Annotated in this window: 18 protein-coding genes; 12 read left to right on the plus strand and 6 right to left on the minus strand. The window is 35.6% G+C overall.

The window, feature by feature from the left end; all coding sequences use genetic code 11:
* Window positions 1-11: 11 nt before the first annotated feature.
* The 7 genes from EIY84_RS08310 to EIY84_RS08340 all read left to right on the plus strand — a co-directional run bounded on the left by EIY84_RS08310 (window position 12) and on the right by EIY84_RS08340 (window position 6801).
* On the plus strand, window positions 12-1031 hold the full coding sequence (locus EIY84_RS08310) for a WD40/YVTN/BNR-like repeat-containing protein (protein WP_124642110.1): 1020 nt from the start codon (window positions 12-14) through the stop codon (window positions 1029-1031).
* A 71-nt stretch (window positions 1032-1102) separates the two neighbouring features.
* Window positions 1103-1765 (plus strand): ABC transporter ATP-binding protein, encoded by a 663-nt coding sequence (locus EIY84_RS08315; RefSeq protein WP_124642112.1) that lies wholly within the window; start codon window positions 1103-1105, stop codon window positions 1763-1765.
* 22 nt (window positions 1766-1787) lie between these two features.
* Window positions 1788-2465: a RadC family protein gene (radC, locus tag EIY84_RS08320; protein WP_124642114.1), complete on the plus strand. Its 678-nt coding sequence runs from the start codon at window positions 1788-1790 to the stop codon at window positions 2463-2465.
* Window positions 2462-3370 (plus strand): hypothetical protein, encoded by a 909-nt coding sequence (locus tag EIY84_RS08325; protein WP_124642116.1) that lies wholly within the window; start codon window positions 2462-2464, stop codon window positions 3368-3370. The genes radC and EIY84_RS08325 overlap by 4 nt, the downstream gene beginning before the upstream one ends.
* Window positions 3371-3477: 107 nt before the next feature.
* A complete protein-coding gene (locus EIY84_RS08330) occupies window positions 3478-3981 on the plus strand; it encodes a hypothetical protein (protein WP_124642118.1) in 504 nt (167 codons plus the stop codon).
* A gap of 155 nt (window positions 3982-4136) precedes the next feature.
* Window positions 4137-5138 carry a pyruvate dehydrogenase (acetyl-transferring) E1 component subunit alpha gene (gene pdhA / locus EIY84_RS08335; protein ID WP_124642120.1) on the plus strand — a complete coding sequence of 334 codons (1002 nt, stop codon included), beginning with the start codon at window positions 4137-4139 and terminating at the stop codon, window positions 5136-5138.
* An 85-nt stretch (window positions 5139-5223) separates the two neighbouring features.
* Window positions 5224-6801, plus strand: coding sequence for a pyruvate dehydrogenase complex dihydrolipoamide acetyltransferase (locus EIY84_RS08340; RefSeq protein ID WP_124642122.1), 1578 nt, complete (start codon window positions 5224-5226; stop codon window positions 6799-6801).
* A 93-nt stretch (window positions 6802-6894) separates the two neighbouring features.
* On the opposite strand, the gene EIY84_RS08345 is transcribed toward EIY84_RS08340, so the two are convergent.
* Window positions 6895-7317, minus strand: a complete 423-nt coding sequence (locus EIY84_RS08345) for an acyl-CoA thioesterase (RefSeq protein WP_124642147.1) — start codon at window positions 7315-7317, stop codon at window positions 6895-6897.
* Window positions 7318-7448: 131 nt separating this feature from the next.
* Here EIY84_RS08345 and dnaA point away from each other — a divergent pair, with 131 nt between their 5' ends.
* The gene (dnaA, locus tag EIY84_RS08350; RefSeq protein WP_124642124.1) at window positions 7449-8906 is read left to right on the plus strand and encodes a chromosomal replication initiator protein DnaA; all 1458 of its coding nucleotides are present in this window, start codon (window positions 7449-7451) and stop codon (window positions 8904-8906) included.
* Between the two features lie 67 nt (window positions 8907-8973).
* Here dnaA and EIY84_RS08355 read toward each other — a convergent pair whose 3' ends face one another.
* The 4 genes from EIY84_RS08355 to EIY84_RS08370 are packed head-to-tail and all read right to left on the minus strand — an operon-like array spanning window position 8974 to window position 11624.
* On the minus strand, window positions 8974-9438 hold the full coding sequence (locus EIY84_RS08355; RefSeq protein WP_124642126.1) for a hypothetical protein: 465 nt from the start codon (window positions 9436-9438) through the stop codon (window positions 8974-8976).
* Between the two features lie 17 nt (window positions 9439-9455).
* Entirely contained in the window at window positions 9456-9911 is a 456-nt protein-coding gene (locus EIY84_RS08360; RefSeq protein ID WP_124642128.1) for a DUF1569 domain-containing protein, read from the minus strand.
* Between the two features lies 1 nt (window position 9912).
* Window positions 9913-10485 carry a glutathione peroxidase gene (locus EIY84_RS08365; RefSeq protein ID WP_241154761.1) on the minus strand — a complete coding sequence of 191 codons (573 nt, stop codon included), beginning with the start codon at window positions 10483-10485 and terminating at the stop codon, window positions 9913-9915.
* Between the two features lie 14 nt (window positions 10486-10499).
* Window positions 10500-11624, minus strand: a complete 1125-nt coding sequence (locus EIY84_RS08370; RefSeq protein WP_124642132.1) for a DNA polymerase III subunit — start codon at window positions 11622-11624, stop codon at window positions 10500-10502.
* A gap of 173 nt (window positions 11625-11797) precedes the next feature.
* Here EIY84_RS08370 and EIY84_RS08375 point away from each other — a divergent pair, with 173 nt between their 5' ends.
* Genes EIY84_RS08375 through EIY84_RS08385 form a run of 3 tightly spaced genes read left to right on the plus strand, consistent with a single transcriptional unit; the run spans window position 11798 to window position 14730 of the window.
* On the plus strand, window positions 11798-13072 hold the full coding sequence (locus EIY84_RS08375; protein ID WP_124642135.1) for a hypothetical protein: 1275 nt from the start codon (window positions 11798-11800) through the stop codon (window positions 13070-13072).
* Window positions 13072-13665, plus strand: a complete 594-nt coding sequence (gene lptC, locus EIY84_RS08380) for an LPS export ABC transporter periplasmic protein LptC (protein ID WP_124642137.1) — start codon at window positions 13072-13074, stop codon at window positions 13663-13665. Before EIY84_RS08375 ends, lptC begins: the two co-directional genes overlap by 1 nt.
* Window positions 13666-13671: 6 nt before the next feature.
* A complete protein-coding gene (locus EIY84_RS08385; protein WP_124642139.1) occupies window positions 13672-14730 on the plus strand; it encodes an anhydro-N-acetylmuramic acid kinase in 1059 nt (352 codons plus the stop codon).
* On the opposite strand, the gene EIY84_RS08390 is transcribed toward EIY84_RS08385, so the two are convergent.
* Complete coding sequence (locus EIY84_RS08390; RefSeq protein WP_124642141.1) at window positions 14727-15560, minus strand: phosphotransferase enzyme family protein; 834 nt, start codon at window positions 15558-15560, stop codon at window positions 14727-14729. The genes EIY84_RS08385 and EIY84_RS08390 overlap by 4 nt on opposite strands.
* Window positions 15561-15784: 224 nt before the next feature.
* On the opposite strand from EIY84_RS08390, the gene EIY84_RS08395 reads away from it, so the two are divergent.
* On the plus strand, window positions 15785-16089 hold a 305-nt coding region (locus EIY84_RS08395), incomplete at its 3' end, for a helix-turn-helix domain-containing protein (protein WP_164472026.1).

Below are 16089 nucleotides of genomic sequence, written 5' to 3' on the forward strand. Positions count from 1 at the left end.
ATTTTTGTGTTATGAAGAATTTTATACTTGCTTTTTTAGTAGCGAATGGGATTGCTATCCAAGCTCAAAAATTGAGTTTCTCACCTTTGCTGAATGAAAAGATCAGCATTAGAGCGATAACCTTAGATCAGGATAAAATTTGGTATTCCGGTACCGATTCCAAAATTGGATTTGTTTCTCTAAAAGATTCAACACAAAATAAACAAGTGTTGGTTTCGGACAAAAAGTTGCAATTTCGAACCATCGCTGCAGATAAAAAATCTGTTTTTGCCATCAACATAGAAAGTCCAGCGTATTTTTTTAAAATTAACAAAAACGATTTGTCTTACACTATCGTTCATACAGATTCAGATAATAAAGCGTTCTATGATGCATTGTATTACGATGATAGTGATTTTTATGTTTTTAGTGATCCGGAACCAAATAAAAAACTTAAATGGGGGTATTTTAATAATGATAAGGAAATAAAAATTAATTATTTCACAAAAACGATCATTTTAAATGAAGGTGAAGCAGCATTTGCAGCCAGCAATTCCAATATTGCATCATCCAAAGATTATGTATGGCTGGTTACGGGAGGCATGTCTTCTAAAATATACAGATACAGTAAATTTACTAGAATTGTAAAAGCAATAGAAACTCCATTTGTACACGGAAAAGCCTCGCAAGGGATGTATTCTATTGATTTTTATAATAATAATTTTGGTATTGCTGTAGGTGGAGATTATACCGATCAAAAGGCCAATATCAACAACATTGCAACCACAAATGATGGTGGGGAAACATGGCAAATTCAAGCATCTGGAAATAATGCCGGGTATATGACCTGTGTAAAAATTCGTCCAAAATCAAAAGGTAAAGAGATGATTGCTATTGGAGATCAACACATTTCATATTCTAAAGATTTTGGTAAAACCTGGATGAAGATTTCCGATGAAAAAAATCTTTATACTTGCCTTTGGGTAGATCGAGATCGTTTGGTGTTTGCAGGTAAAGATAGGATTTTGAAAGCCCATTTTACCGAACAATAGCAAGAGGCTTCGCAGATGCTTAATTTTAGTATAAATTCAAAAGACTCAAAAAAAAGTTCTATTTTTGAAACATGATAAAAGCAAAAAATATTCATAAATACTACGGCGACCTCGAAGTTTTGAAAGGGGTTGATGTTCATATTAAAAAAGGTGAGGTGGTCTCTATTGTTGGAGAATCGGGAGCCGGAAAATCGACTTTGTTACAGATTTTGGGCACCTTGGATTTGCCTTCGCGACCGCAGCATTACCAAACCGAAATTTTGATTGACGGTCAGTCTTTTGTGAACATGAAAGATAAAGAATTGTCAAAATTCAGAAACCAAAACATCGGTTTTGTATTTCAGTTTCATCAATTGTTACCGGAATTTACCGCTTTGGAAAATGTACTTTTGCCCACAAAAATATCCGGTAAAAACGAAGATTATCATTCCAAAGCCTATTCGCTTTTTGAGGATCTTAAAATAATTGATCGCCTGCACCACAAACCCAATGAACTGTCCGGAGGCGAAGCCCAAAGAGTGGCGGTTGCCAGAGCTTTGATCAACTCTCCAAAAATTATCTTTGCCGATGAGCCTACAGGAAATTTGGACTCCAAAAACGCCGATGATCTGCATCAATTGTTTTTTGATTTGAGGGACAAATACCAACAAACCTTTGTCATTGTGACACACAATACCAAATTGGCAGAAGTGACCGATAGAAAATTGGTGATGAAAGACGGTTTAATTATCTGATAATTAAATAAATAGAAGAAAAATGTCCATAAAATTTCTAGCTGAAGACGACAGACCTCGGGAAAAATTTTTACTGAAAGGTAAAGCGTCTCTTTCCGATTCCGAATTGTTGGCCATAATTATGGGAAGTGGCAATAGGGAAGACTCGGCGGTCGAGTTGGCTAGGAAAATTTTGGATTCTGTGGATAACAATTGGCACCACTTGTCCTTGCTTACTACAGCAGATCTTATGAAATTTAAAGGAATAGGAGAGGCCAAAGCCATAGCCATAGCAACCGCATTGGAAATTGGCAGACGAAAAGCAGCTCAGGAACTTCCAGAAAAGACTCAGATTAGCTCTGCAAATGATGTTTTCAAACTTTTACATCCCTATTTAGGCGATTTGAGAACCGAGGAATTTTGGGTGGTTTTTGTTAATCAACACAACAAGGTTTTGTTAAAAGAAAAAATATCACAAGGTGGGATTTCCGGAACGGTGGTCGATGTTAGAATAATTTTAAAAAAAGCTTTGGAACAGATGGCTACAGGGATTTTCATCGCTCACAATCATCCTTCTGGAAATTTGAAACCCAGCCAAGAAGATCTAAAAATTACCAAACAGATCTCGGATGCCGGAAAGTTGATGAATATTGTTTTGATCGATCATCTTATCATTACTCAAACTTCTTTTTATAGCTTTGCCAACGAAAATTTATTATGATAAAAGAGGTTGAATATAAAAATATAGATTTTACAAAATATACCCACTGCATCAACCAATCGGCACAAAAAAAATATTCAGTTTCTAAAGAATTTTTAGACATTACAACGGGTAAAAAATGGAATATTTTGGTGGAAGGCGATTATGATGCTGTCATGCCTTTGCCTTTTGTCAAGAAATTTGGCTTGAAATTGATTGTTAATCCCAGGTTGTGTCAGCAATTGGGCGTTTTTTCTAAAAAAGACGATTTAAAAGTGAACGATGAGTTTTTAGAGTATTTAGACAAAAACTATTGGGTCTGGAATTACAACTTCAATGAGTACAATAAATTCTCTAAAACTTTAAAATCAAAGAGAAATTACATTATTCCCAAAAATGATTACGATTTGGTTTACCAAAAATATTCGCCCAAAAGAAAAAGAAAAATTAGACAAGACGAAGAGATAAAACAACATTCCGAAATCAAAAATATTGAAAACAAAACCGAGGCACTCTTGTTTATCCAAGAAACAGCAATAGGTGCTTCGGATAGCAATGATACGAAGTTGTATGTAAAATTATTCTCTGATTTTCACGATGCCGGATGTTTGACTTTTTATGGCTTTTACCACCATCAGAAATTAATAAATCTTATCGCAATCTATGAAAACCATGATGTAGCCGTGCTTTTGGGAACATTTAACCAAAAAGAAAAACTGAAAATTAGTGGATCTTCTGTATTGATTGATTCTGTGATTCGTGAAAAAATAGGAAATAAAGATTTCGATTTTGAAGGCAGTGAGGTGGCCAGTGTCGAGGAGTTTTTTAGAGGCTTTAGACCTGAAAATCATCCGTACACCAATTTTGAAAATCTTTCCAATCATTGGGCAATGAAATTCTATACAAGATTGAAAAAGATTATTTAATTATTCGATTTGGATGTCCATGATGAGAAAGTCATTAAAAAAAAACAAATAATGAATGGAAAATACAATTAATCATTATATTTGTGCAACAAATATCAAATTTAATAATGAAAAAACTTCTATTCTTATTTTTGGGGCTTTCAACTCTTTCAATCGCAACATCGTGCAGAAATGAAGAGGATACAGAAAACCCGCCTTTATATACCAATGCCGATCGATACATAAAAGATAGTGATGGGGCTAGATATGTCATCAATTCTGCTCAATTAATTGGTAAAAAAGCTAAAAACTCTTCAGAAACCAATGAATATACCATCATTCTAACAGGGACCGAAGACGGAGTTACCAGAACGGTAAAACTGTATCAAACTTTTCCTTTTAATGATAAATTGGACGGCGGTTTTAGTACAACAAGCTCTATAAGAAACCTAAGCGATTCTCAATCCAAATTTACCAGAGGTACCACAGAAATTACCGATTTCGAATTCGGTAGCAGCAGTATTGTTGATCTGGATGCCCATAATTTTAGAGTGATTTTTAATTTGAAATCTCAAGGTGGCGAAACAATTACCGGAACCTACACCGGGCAATTTCAGTACGATGTCAATTAAAGTTAATCTTTTGAAAATAAATGAATTGTTTCTCTTTTTGGGAAACATTTTTTTTTAGGAAAATGCGTTTCATTAAGGATTTATTAACTTTTGAAAAGATACTGCCCGAAAAAACAAAGTTTTTTCTTATTTTTGCTCACTAATTTCGATCAACTATGAAAGAATTTTCCAAGGAAGTTTACCTAAAATGGTACGCAGATATGACAATGTGGAGACGATTTGAAGACAAATGTCGTTCTCTATACTTGAAACAAAAAATCAGAGGATTTTTACATCTTTATAACGGTCAAGAAGCCATTCCAGCAGGTTTTACCCATGCAATGGATCTTTCCAAAGACAGTATGATTACCGCATATCGTTGTCACATCCATCCAATGGCTATGGGAGTAGATCCTAGAAGAATTATGGCCGAATTGTGCGGAAAAGCAACAGGAACTTCTGGCGGAATGGGTGGATCTATGCATATTTTTAGTAAAGAACACCGTTTTTATGGAGGTCACGGTATCGTTGGTGGACAAATTCCTTTGGGTGCGGGTATTGCCTTTGCCGATAAATTTTTTGACAGAAAAGCAGTCAATATCTGTTTCTTTGGCGATGGTGCAGCAAGACAAGGTTCTCTTCACGAAACCTTCAACATGGCAATGAATTGGAAATTACCCGTAATTTTTGTGGTAGAAAATAACCAATACGCCATGGGAACTTCTGTGAAAAGAACAGCCAACCACGAAGATATTTATAAACTAGGTTTGGGCTACGAGATGCCGTGCATGCCGGTAGATGCTATGGATCCCGAAAAAGTAGCAGAAGTAGCTTATGAAGCTATTGAGAGAGCTAGAAGAGGTGATGGGCCAACTTTTATTGAAGCAAGAACTTATCGCTTCAGAGGTCACTCCATGTCTGATGCAGAGCCGTACAGATCCAAAGAAGAAGTAGAAGCACACAAACAAGAAGATCCAATTGAATTGGTAAAACATAGAATATTGGAAAACAAATGGGCTACCGAACAAGAATTGGAAACCATGGACAACGAATCCAGAGCTTTTGTTGATGAATGTGTAGAGTTTATGGAAAACTCACCGTATCCAACCGAAGAAAAAATATACGAGTATGTATATGCACAAGACAATTATCCATTCTTGGATCAATTAGAAAACTAAAAAGAAGATGTTTTGAAAATTCTAAATGTTTACTGGATTTTCATTTCAATAAATTATTAATTATTATAGCATCATATAAAAAATTATGGCAGAAGTAGTAACCATGCCTAGACTTTCGGATACAATGACCGAAGGAAAAGTAGCAAAATGGCATAAAAAACTTGGAGATTCTGTAAAAGAAGGCGATATACTGGCCGAAATAGAAACCGACAAAGCGGTACAAGATTTCGAAACCGAGTGGAACGGAACTCTTTTATACATCGGTGTAAACGAAGGCGACTCGGCTCCTGTTGATAGTATATTAGCCATCATCGGTCAAAGTGGAGAAGATATTTCTGCATTAATTGGCGGACAGGCTCCCGTTGAAACTGCAAGCCCAGAACTAAAAGTCGAAACAACTGCTCCTGTAGAAGTTGCAACAACGGCTGAAATGCCTGCTGGTGTTGAAGTGATCAATATGCCTAGACTTTCGGATACCATGACGGAAGGTAAAGTTGCAAAATGGAATAAAGCTGTTGGTGATGCCGTAAAAGAAGGTGATATTATTGCAGAAATCGAAACCGATAAAGCGGTACAAGATTTCGAATCCGAATTTAACGGAGTTTTACTTTACCAAGGGGTGCAAGAAGGCGAAGCTTCTCCTGTTGATAGTATTTTGGCTATTATTGGCCCTGCTGGAACCGATGTTTCAGCCATCGTGGCAAGTGGTGGAAAAATACAACCCGTAGCTGAAACCAAAGCGGTTGCAGAAACGAAAGTTGTTGCAAGTGCACCACAGGTTGTCGCTACAACTGGTCAAAGATTGGCCGTTTCTCCTTTGGCAAAGAAAATGGCTCAAGATAAAGGAATAGATTTATCCACAGTAAAAGGTTCTGGTGAAAATGGAAGGATCATTAAAAAAGATATTGAATCCTACAGTCCTCAAGCAAAACCAGCTCAGGCAGTTGCAGTTGCTTCTCCAGTTGTAATGAATATTTCCGGTGGTGAAAATACAGAAACGCCAAATTCACAAATGAGAAATGTGATTGCAAAAAGACTGGCAGAAAGCAAGTTCACAGCACCACATTATTATTTGATGGTCGAAATTTCTATGGATAAAGCCATTGAAGCAAGAAAAGAAATCAATACTCTGCCGGATACTAAAATTTCGTTTAACGATATGGTCATCAAGGCGGTAGCGATGGCTCTAAGAAAACATCCACAAGTAAATTCTTCTTGGGCAGGCGATAAAATCGTACACCACGGCGATGTTAATGTAGGAGTTGCGGTTGCCGTGCCGGATGGATTGGTGGTTCCGGTGTTGAAGAATACCGATTTCATGAACTATAACCAGATTTCTGCTTCGGTGAAAGATATGGCTTCTAGAGCCAAATCAAAACAATTGAAAGCTAACGAAATGGAAGGATCTACTTTCTCTGTGTCCAATTTAGGAATGTTCGGGATAGAAACCTTTACTTCCATCATTAACCAACCCAATTCAGCAATTTTATCTGTAGGGGCTATTATTGAAAAGCCTGTGGTTAAAAACGGTCAGATTGTCGTTGGTAATACCATGAAATTGTCACTTGCATGCGACCATCGTGTGATTGATGGAGCAACAGGTGCAGCATTTTTACAAACACTAAGAACTTATCTAGAGCAACCCTTAACATTGTTACTCTAATTCTTTCTGAGTTAATATAAAAAAGGCTGTTTAGATTGCTAAACAGCCTTTTATTTTTAATAAATTAATAGAGAATATCAATTTATCATAATGTTAATAAATTTCAGTATTTAGCCATTTATCCTCAATTAGTTGCATTAAATAGTCTGGACAAGAAGTTATTTTGTTTTTAATGGAATCTAAGAAGTATAAAGTTACTTGGGCTTCAGTAATCTTTTGTTTAGATTCATTATAAATTTCATAATCGAAAACGATCCTAACTCCTGGCTTTTTTCTAACAAAAGTGTGTATTTCTAGCATTTCATCGTATAGTGCAGGTTTTAGATATTTTATTTTGTATTCAGAAACAGGAAGCCAAATGCCTCGAAGTTCGATCTCGTTATAGGACATGCCAAGCTCACGGAAAAGTTCGACTCTTGCAACTTCCAGATATTCAGCATAGTTGCCGTAATATACATATTTCATCGGGTCTGTCTCTCCGTAACGCACTCGTAATCTGTGTGTTGTGTGTATCATTTTAAGTTTATTCTTATACATACAAATATATTTTTAAATAATCAATAGTCCAAAGATTTTTTTATCAATATTAAATTATGCATTTTTGCTTTCCCGATAAAGTTTACTCATCTTGTAAAACATTCCTTGTTATGAACGAAAATTTAATGTTGGTTTGGGAGAATTGTCTTCAATTTATGCGAGACAATTTGAACGCCGCCGAAGAACAGTCTGACCTTAAGAAACTGGAAAATTCTTTCAACCTTCTCTTTGAAAAGGTTCAGCCTATCTCGTTGGTGGATAACAACCTAACATTGATGGTTCCAAGTGATTTTTATAAGGAATATATTGAAGACAATTACTTGTCTTTACTTTCGGCTTCACTCAAAAAAAATATCGGGAAAGGAGTAAAGCTTTGGTATTCGGTTATGGAAAATAAACCGGTCGGGAAAGAAAATCCTATTACGGTTAAGGTGAAGGGAAATTCCATACCGACACCTAAAGTACAAGCAACCATGCCTGCACAGTCTTTGGCTTCTAATATTGTGAATCCATTTGTTGTTCCGGGAATTAAAAAAGTAAACATCGATTCTAACCTTAAATCTGATTTTTCATTTGATAATTATGTAGAAGGTGAGAGCAACAAGTTTGCATCTACAGTGGCCAAATCCATTGCGAAAAGACCAGGCGCAACTGCATTCAACCCTTTGTTTTTACACGGTGGTTATGGGGTAGGAAAAACCCACTTGGGACACGCTGTAGGATTGGAAGTTAAAGCTCAGTTTCCTGACAAAATTGTTTTGTACATTTCTTCAGAAAAATTTATTCAGCAATTTGTTTCTTCAGCTAAAGCTCATAAACAAACAGAGTTTGCCAATTTTTATCAAATGGTGGATGTATTGATCATTGACGACATCCAATTCCTTTCCGGTAAGCCGGCTACTCAGGACAGTTTCTTCCATATTTTTGATTATCTACATCAAAATGGAAAACAAATTATCCTAACTTCCGACCGTGCTCCTGTGGATATTATGGACATCCAAGAAAGGATTGTGTCCCGTTTTAAATGGGGATTGACTGCCGAAATTAAGTCTCCGGATTTTGATACTAGAAGAAAAATTATTGTTGATAAATTGAGCCGAGATGGCATACAACTTTCAGTGGAAATGTTGGATTTCCTAGCTAATGAAGTGAACAGCAGTGTAAGAGATTTGATAGGTGTTATCAATTCTGTAATAGCCTATTCAACGGTATATAAATCCGATCTTTCCTTAGAATTATTAAAAGATACGATCAGTAAAATTGCATCGACCAAGAAAAAAGTAATTGATGTAGTCTATATCCAAGAAGTGGTTTGCGATTATTTCGGAATAAAAAGAGATCAATTGTTGTCCAAAACTAGAAAAAGAGAAATCGCACTTCCAAGACAGTTGGCCATGTATTTTGCTAAAGAATTTACCAACTCTACTTTTGCAAAAATTGGTGAAGAAATGGGAGGTAAAGACCATTCGACTGTTATGTACGCATGCGACCAAATAAAAGACATGTCGAAATTGGATAAGGAAGTTAAAAAATATGTAAAAGAACTTTCTGAAAAATTGAAAAGCTAATAATTCGTTTAGAAATAAAAAAATCCGGAAATCTTTCCGGATTTTTTTGTGACCTATTTTTTGGGTTTTAATTCACCCAGAAGGTATTTTCTTCTTTGGATTTTTGGTACGGATACCATTTCCCTTTGAACTCAATTTTTTTGTTAGTAACTTGTTTGGTATCCTTGTCCCAATCAAAACTGAATATAAATTTACCTTTATAGATTCCGGAGTTATTCCCGGTATTTTCTTCGGCAAATTCATAATTTCCAAATAATTTTCCTCTTTTTTTGAAGTCTTTATATTTTTTTACCGTCATCGATCCTTCCAATTTAGCATCGGTATTCTCTTTGGTAGATTGTCCGGAAACAAAATATTCTTGATCGTTTTTTTTATTTTGCTCAGAGGTTAGAAGCATGATTTTTAGTGGAGATTTTTCACCAAAACCACCGTTGTATGGGAGGTTGTTGTTGGTCCAAACCTTTGAAATATTCGGCATTTGTGCAATAACAAATCCCGAACAAAAAACGAGTAGTGCAAATAATTTTTTCATAGTATTTTTTTTAAAATTTATACTCCAAATTGTGAAAGGTGATGGTTCAGGTGTTTTGCCATCATGTTGTTCCATTCTTTAGCACTAAGCTTTCCAAAAGAAAGACTTACTTTTCCTTCGAAAGCCGATGGTCCCAACTGTTGCACTTTTTGCAAATATCCGATGAGCTTTTTTTGTTCTTCTTCAAATTGTCTTTCGTCGTGGATTAAGAAAGCCGGTCCTGTAGGAATACTTTGTTTATAGGGTTGTTCGTTTACAACTTTGTCTTTTACAAATTGTTTGAGCAAAAAGGAAGCGATCATTCCGGGTTTTTTATGCTTCTCGGGTTCGAAAATCATAGAATAGGTGATGTTGCAATGAGCCAACATCTGATCGACAGACATTTTCCCCCATTTTCCTTTGGTATTGGCATTCAGTTGTTGTATTCTATCGATATAATTCTGAACCGTTTTGGCATCAAATATATTTTCCATGTTAATGTGTTAGATGTTGGGTTATGGACTCGTCTGTTGGCAGGGTAGAGCTGATGTACGAATCGATGATGAAGCCGTTTTCGTCCAATAAAATTTTGGTGAAATTCCAAAGGATTGAAGTGTTTTTCACACCATTGAGTTCTTTTTTGGTTAAAAACTCGAATACGGGTGCGATATCATCTCCTTTTACCGAAACTTTGGAAGCCATTGGGAAGCTTACTCCATAATTTTTTTTGCAAAACGAAGCGATTTCTTGGTTGGTTCCAGGCTCTTGACCTCCAAAATTATTGGCAGGAAAACCTACGACAACCAATTGGTTTTTATAAGTTTCGTACAATTTCTCCAGGCCTTCATATTGTGGGGTAAAACCACATTCTGAAGCCGTATTGACAATCAGTATTTTCTTTCCTTTGAAGGTGGAAAAATCGATGATTCCTCCGTTTAATCCTTCAACTTTAAATGTGTGAATTGATTTTTTCATCGCAATTGTATTTTTATTCAAATTCGATTTTCTATTGCTGCAATTTTGAAAAATGGCAGTTAAAGACAGCATCAATATAAAAAGTCTTTTCAGCATTTTTTTTAATTTTAAACATTAATTTTTCTGTGCAAATATCGGGTGAGCTTAATCCCCGTATCGGTCCAAACGATCTTGGCGTTGGCATTTCTTTCCAGATGATAATCGGCAGTAGATAGCTCGGTAAGGATGTCCTCAATATTAGCACCGTGTATGTAGTTTGAAAATTTTTCCCACTTGAAACCGTTAAGTTCTATTTTTTTGTAAACCATGTCCGGATGTGCATAACTTTGCATGAGTGCCAATCTGAAGATTTCTGCACAATAGTCCAAAAAACTTTTTTGTTTCTCCCGATTCCATGAGGCGATATCACGACTCCATTGTATGATGTACCTTAGATACTCTGGCTTCGTTTTCACCATAAATGCATTCCTGACCCATGCAATAAAAAGCTCTTCAAATTCCAAATGAGCTTCTTGGTTTTGAATTAATTTTCTTGCCTCGTTCCAATTTCCTTGAGTTTGGTGGCTGATGGATTTTGCCACTTGGGAGTCCAAACCATGATGCGAAATGAGTTGTTGTTCAATTTCGTTTTCGTCAATTCTAGAAACATCAACAATTTGTGTTCTCGAAAGTATGGTGGGCAGCATGTTGTCTGCATTTTCAGCAGTAAGAAGAATGATGGTTTTAGCTGGTGGTTCTTCTAAAAATTTCAAAAACTTATTGGATGCAGCAACATTCATTTTATCAGCACGCCAAACGATGAGTATTTTTGTTCCGTTTTCATAACTTTTTAGGGAGAATTTCTGACTGATATCTTCCATTTCGCCTGCCGAAATCATGAGTTGTTTGTTGTCGGACTCTAAAGTTTTGGTCCATTGGTTGTAATCGGCATAGGGATTTTCCAATATCATTTCTCGGAACTCATCAAAAAATCGCTTGCTGCTGGAGTCGCTTTTTTCAGAATAAACAGGGAAAGAAAAATGCAAATCCAAATGGTTAAGGTGTTCGATTTTGGAGGCTGCATGTGGATTTTCTTTTGAGAAAATTTCTTTGGCATAGGCCAGTACCAAAGGGAGAACGCCGTATCCTTCCTTGCCCACAAACAATTGTGCATGGCTTATCCTGTTTTCTAAAATACTGTCTTTTAGTATTTTTTTTAATTTTTCTTGGCCTACGATATTGTCCCAATTCATGTTTCAAATATAGTCTTTTTTCGAGATTGATTTTTGCAAAATTGAACTCTAATTTTAACTTAATTATGCTATGATTTATAAAATTTTAAGGCTTAACAAATTTTAACCTCAGTAAATTTTTACAATTCGTTAATAATTTAGATATTTGCCAATCATTTTTCTAAAACTCAAGAATGAAAAAAGTACTAGGTATATCTTTTATCACAGCAGGTTTTTTTCTGCATGCACAAAGTATCGGTAACTCTCCATATGCCGCATTTGGATTGGGAGATACACAATATAATAATAATGTAGAAATATCTGCCATGGGAGGTGTTTCTACCGCATACATTTCGGATATTAATAACAGTTTTAATTTCGATAACCCTGCGAACAATAAAAACTTGGAGCTGACTTCTTTTAAATTAGAAGCCAATAATGAGAATAATTTCTTCAAATCCAATTACAACAATTTGGATGTTAAAAAACATTCTACTTATCTGTCCAATATTTCTATTGCTTTTCCTCTTTCTTCAAAAGTAAAATTTGGATTGGGCTATCAACCGTACAGTTCCAAAAGATACAATTTGGTGATGAGTAAAACCTTGAGTGACGGAACTTTGGAGGCTCAAAGTTTTCGTGGAGAAGGGTCTTTGAATACCGTTCAGGCTGCGTTGTCGTACACCATTGTTCCTGAATTTTCATTAGGGGTAAAAGCCAATTATTATTTCGGAAACTTGTACGATATTAATGAGCTTACCTACAGCAATGCAGAGCTGATCAACGGTTATGAAACCCATAACAACATCAGAAATTTTAACTTTACCTTAGGCGCTAACTATCAAAAAACATTCTGGAACGATCATAAACTTACCGTTGGTGCTACATCAACACTAGGGAATACCGATACCATGAAAACGGAATACCTGAACAGCACCTATTATTACAATTCTAAAAGTGAAAAAGTTTACGAATCCGTTATCGAGAAAAAAAGCCAAGAATCTGATAATTTAATACCAATGGAAGCTTCTTTTGGTCTAGGATACGGACACGGTTATAAGTGGTTTGTAGGTACGCAAGTGGATTATAAGAAAGGAGAAAATGTATTGTTCTTAGGAAAACCTTTTGCATATCAAGATTCGTATAAATTTTCTGCAGGTGGTTGGGTATTGCCCAATTCCAACAACTTTAGAAACTACCTTTCAAGAGTCATTTACCGTTTTGGAGCGTATTATGAAAAAGGGAATTTGCACATCAACAACAAAGACATCAATGCTTTTGCAGTAACTGCCGGTGCATCCTTGCCATTCAAAAACAATTCCATCAATAAAATGTCGTCCATCGATTTAGGAATTGAAGTCGGAAAAAGAGGAACAGTACAAAATAACCTAATCAGTCAGACCTTTGTGAACTTGAAAATAGGAATCAATTTTGCAGATAAATGGTTTGGTAAGAGATTGTATAACTAATGATAGACCAGCAAAATATCAATATTAAAAGTATAGCATCCGCATTTGTGGGAGCTATATTTTTTTTGGTTTCGTATTCTTGTGAAGAAGATTTGGCAAAAACCAACAGCAAAAACAATAAAAATTTTCCTTCACAGATCATTTACGATGCACACATCATCCAAAGAGATTCTGGATTTATTAAACTAAAAGCAACGGCTCCGATTATTGAAAAATATGAATTGATCGATACGCCGTATATCGTTGCAAAAAAAGGAGTAAAAATCGAATTTTACGATCCTAAAAAGCCAAAAGTTCCGGGTAAAATTACAGCCAAATACGCCAAATTTTCCGAGTTGAAAAAATTCTACGAAGCCAAAGGCAATGTAAGAATTGTAACCAATGAAGGACAAATGTTTGCCATGCAATCTGTGTTTTGGGATCAGGCCAATCGATTAATTTATACCAAAGACACGGTATTTGTAACCGACAAGGACGGATCAACCCTTATCGGAAATCACGGCATGAAAGCCAAAGACGATTTTTCAGAATATACTTTTTTCAACAATACAGGCGATTTTTCTGGTGGAAAAATTCCGGCTTCTTCAAAATAAATTTGAATGAAAAGCGAGACACTTTATGCCATAGGATTGATGTCCGGTACCAGTTTGGACGGGCTGGATATTTGTTTCGTTTCGTTTTGTCAGGATCATTGTTCTCAATGGAATTATGAAATTCTAGAAGTAGAAACCATCGTTTATCCCGAAACATGGGAAGAAAAACTAAAAAATGCCATCCACCTAAATTCTGAAGATCTTTTGGCCTTGAATGCAGAGTATGGTTTTTATTTGGGGGATAAAGTTCGGGAGTTTATCATTAAAAACAACATCAAAAAACTTGATGTAATCTCATCTCACGGGCATACCGTTTACCACCAGCCTCACCGAAAATTTACCCTTCAGATTGGTGACGGAAGAGCCATAAAAATCATCAATAATTTCCCAATAGCTTACGATTTTAGAAGTCAAGATGTGCTTATGGGTGGCAACGGAGCACCGCTGGTCCCGATTGGAGATCAGTTGCTTTTTTCAGATTATGATGCCTGCATCAATCTCGGGGGCTTCTCCAATATTTCTTTTCAAAAAGACAATAATCGTTTGGCTTTTGATATTTGCCCGGTCAATATTGTTTTGAATCTTTATGCTCAAAAATTAGGAAAACCGTTTGATGAAAATGGCGATTTTGCTAAAAAAGGGAATGTAAATGATTGTATTTTGAATGAATTAAACAATTTACTATACTACAAGTCTGATTTTCCTAAATCTTTGGGAGTGGAATGGGTGAACCAAGAAATTCTTCCAATTTTGAAATCCATTTCTGATATCGATGTTCTGGCTACGGTAACCGAGCATTCTGCAGTACAAATTGCCCAAGTCATTAACGGATTCGGATTTCAACAGATTTTGGTAACCGGTGGTGGAGCCTACAACTGCTTTCTGATTGAAAAAATTCAGAATAAAATTGAAGGACAGATCGTCATTCCAAAGGATGAAATTATCAATTTTAAAGAAGCTTTAATTTTTGCTTTTATGGGAGTGCTAAGACTGAAAAACCAGAACAATGTCCTTGCCTCGGCAACAGGATGTTTTCAGGATCATTGTTCCGGAATATTAATTTAATTTTTCTCTGAAAGATAAGTCTGAAGTCCTTTCAAAAGGTTGATTTGATTTTTGGTTCTGTCCAAATTGTGTTTCTCGTATTTTGTTGAGTAATAAGTGCTTCCATTAAGATAATCGGTGAGAAATCGAACGGCTTGTATGTAAATTACCACCTGGGCTGCATAGTCCAAATTTTCTTTTTCAATATCGGTCAATGTGCCGTTTAGAGCATCCGAAAATCCTTTTTTTACGGCTTCAAAAAGCTCAGGATTAAAATTGTTTTCCTCACTAGCCTTGTCTTCGTCCAAAATGTTGGTGTAAGAACGGATCATATCTCCAAAATCGTATAGTAAAGAAGCATTCATTACGGTGTCCAAGTCAATGATAAACAAAGGATTATCTTCTTGGTCAAATAAAATATTAGAAATTTTAGGATCGGCATGAATGACTCTTTCAGGAAGTAGATGTTCATGGTGTAATCCAATCCATTTCAATGGAAGTTCGGATTGTGCAACCACGAATTCTATTTCGATTTTGGCATTTTCTAATAAATTTATTTTTGAATTTTTCAAAGATTTATCAAAATCTGACATTCTTTTTCCGAAATCAGTAAATCCTGGTAATACCTCTTCCAAAACCAATTTTTCGCGATTTAGGAATTTATAAAATTCACCAAAAGCTTGAGCTGCTTTTCTCGCTAAATTTGGACAAGAGGTTTTTAGATAAGTTTTACTGTTTTCAACAAAATCCATCATGCGCCAAACTTCTCCACTGTTGTCAGTAGTCAACAGTTCGTTTGTGTTGTTGGGTACCAAATGTATGACTTCTTTTGGATATTTATTTTTCTCCAAAGTTGTATTGACCGAAATCTGATTTTTAACAAGACCTTCTGGATTTTTGAATATAGAAATGTTTATTTTTTGAAGTATAAATTTTTTCTGATCTTAGATTCAACTAATAAATGCAACAGCATTTAAAATAACCAAGGGAAGTGTTTTGCCCCAGGGGCAAAACACTTCCCTTGGTTGGCGAAAAAAAATCACCTTATTTTGTGGTCACTACACTACAAAAAAGGATGGGACATTTAACGCTTGAACAAAGATACAAAATTGAGGCTTACAAAAGTCTGGGAAAAGGAATAACTGAAATTGCAAATTATCTTGGTAGGGATAAATCTGTGATTTCAAGAGAAATTAAAAGAAATGCTGATGGAAGAAGTGGTTTATATAAAGCTGATTTAGCACAACGAAAAACCAATCAAAGACATCAAAATAAGCGTAAAATGTGTAAGTTTAATCCTGAAGTGGAAGCTAATGTTTTACACCATTTAAAACAAGATTACAGTCCCGAACAGATTGTCGGAAGAGCTACGATAGACGG

The organism is Amniculibacterium aquaticum (genome assembly GCF_003852705.1).
GTDB lineage: Bacteria > Bacteroidota > Bacteroidia > Flavobacteriales > Weeksellaceae > Amniculibacterium > Amniculibacterium aquaticum.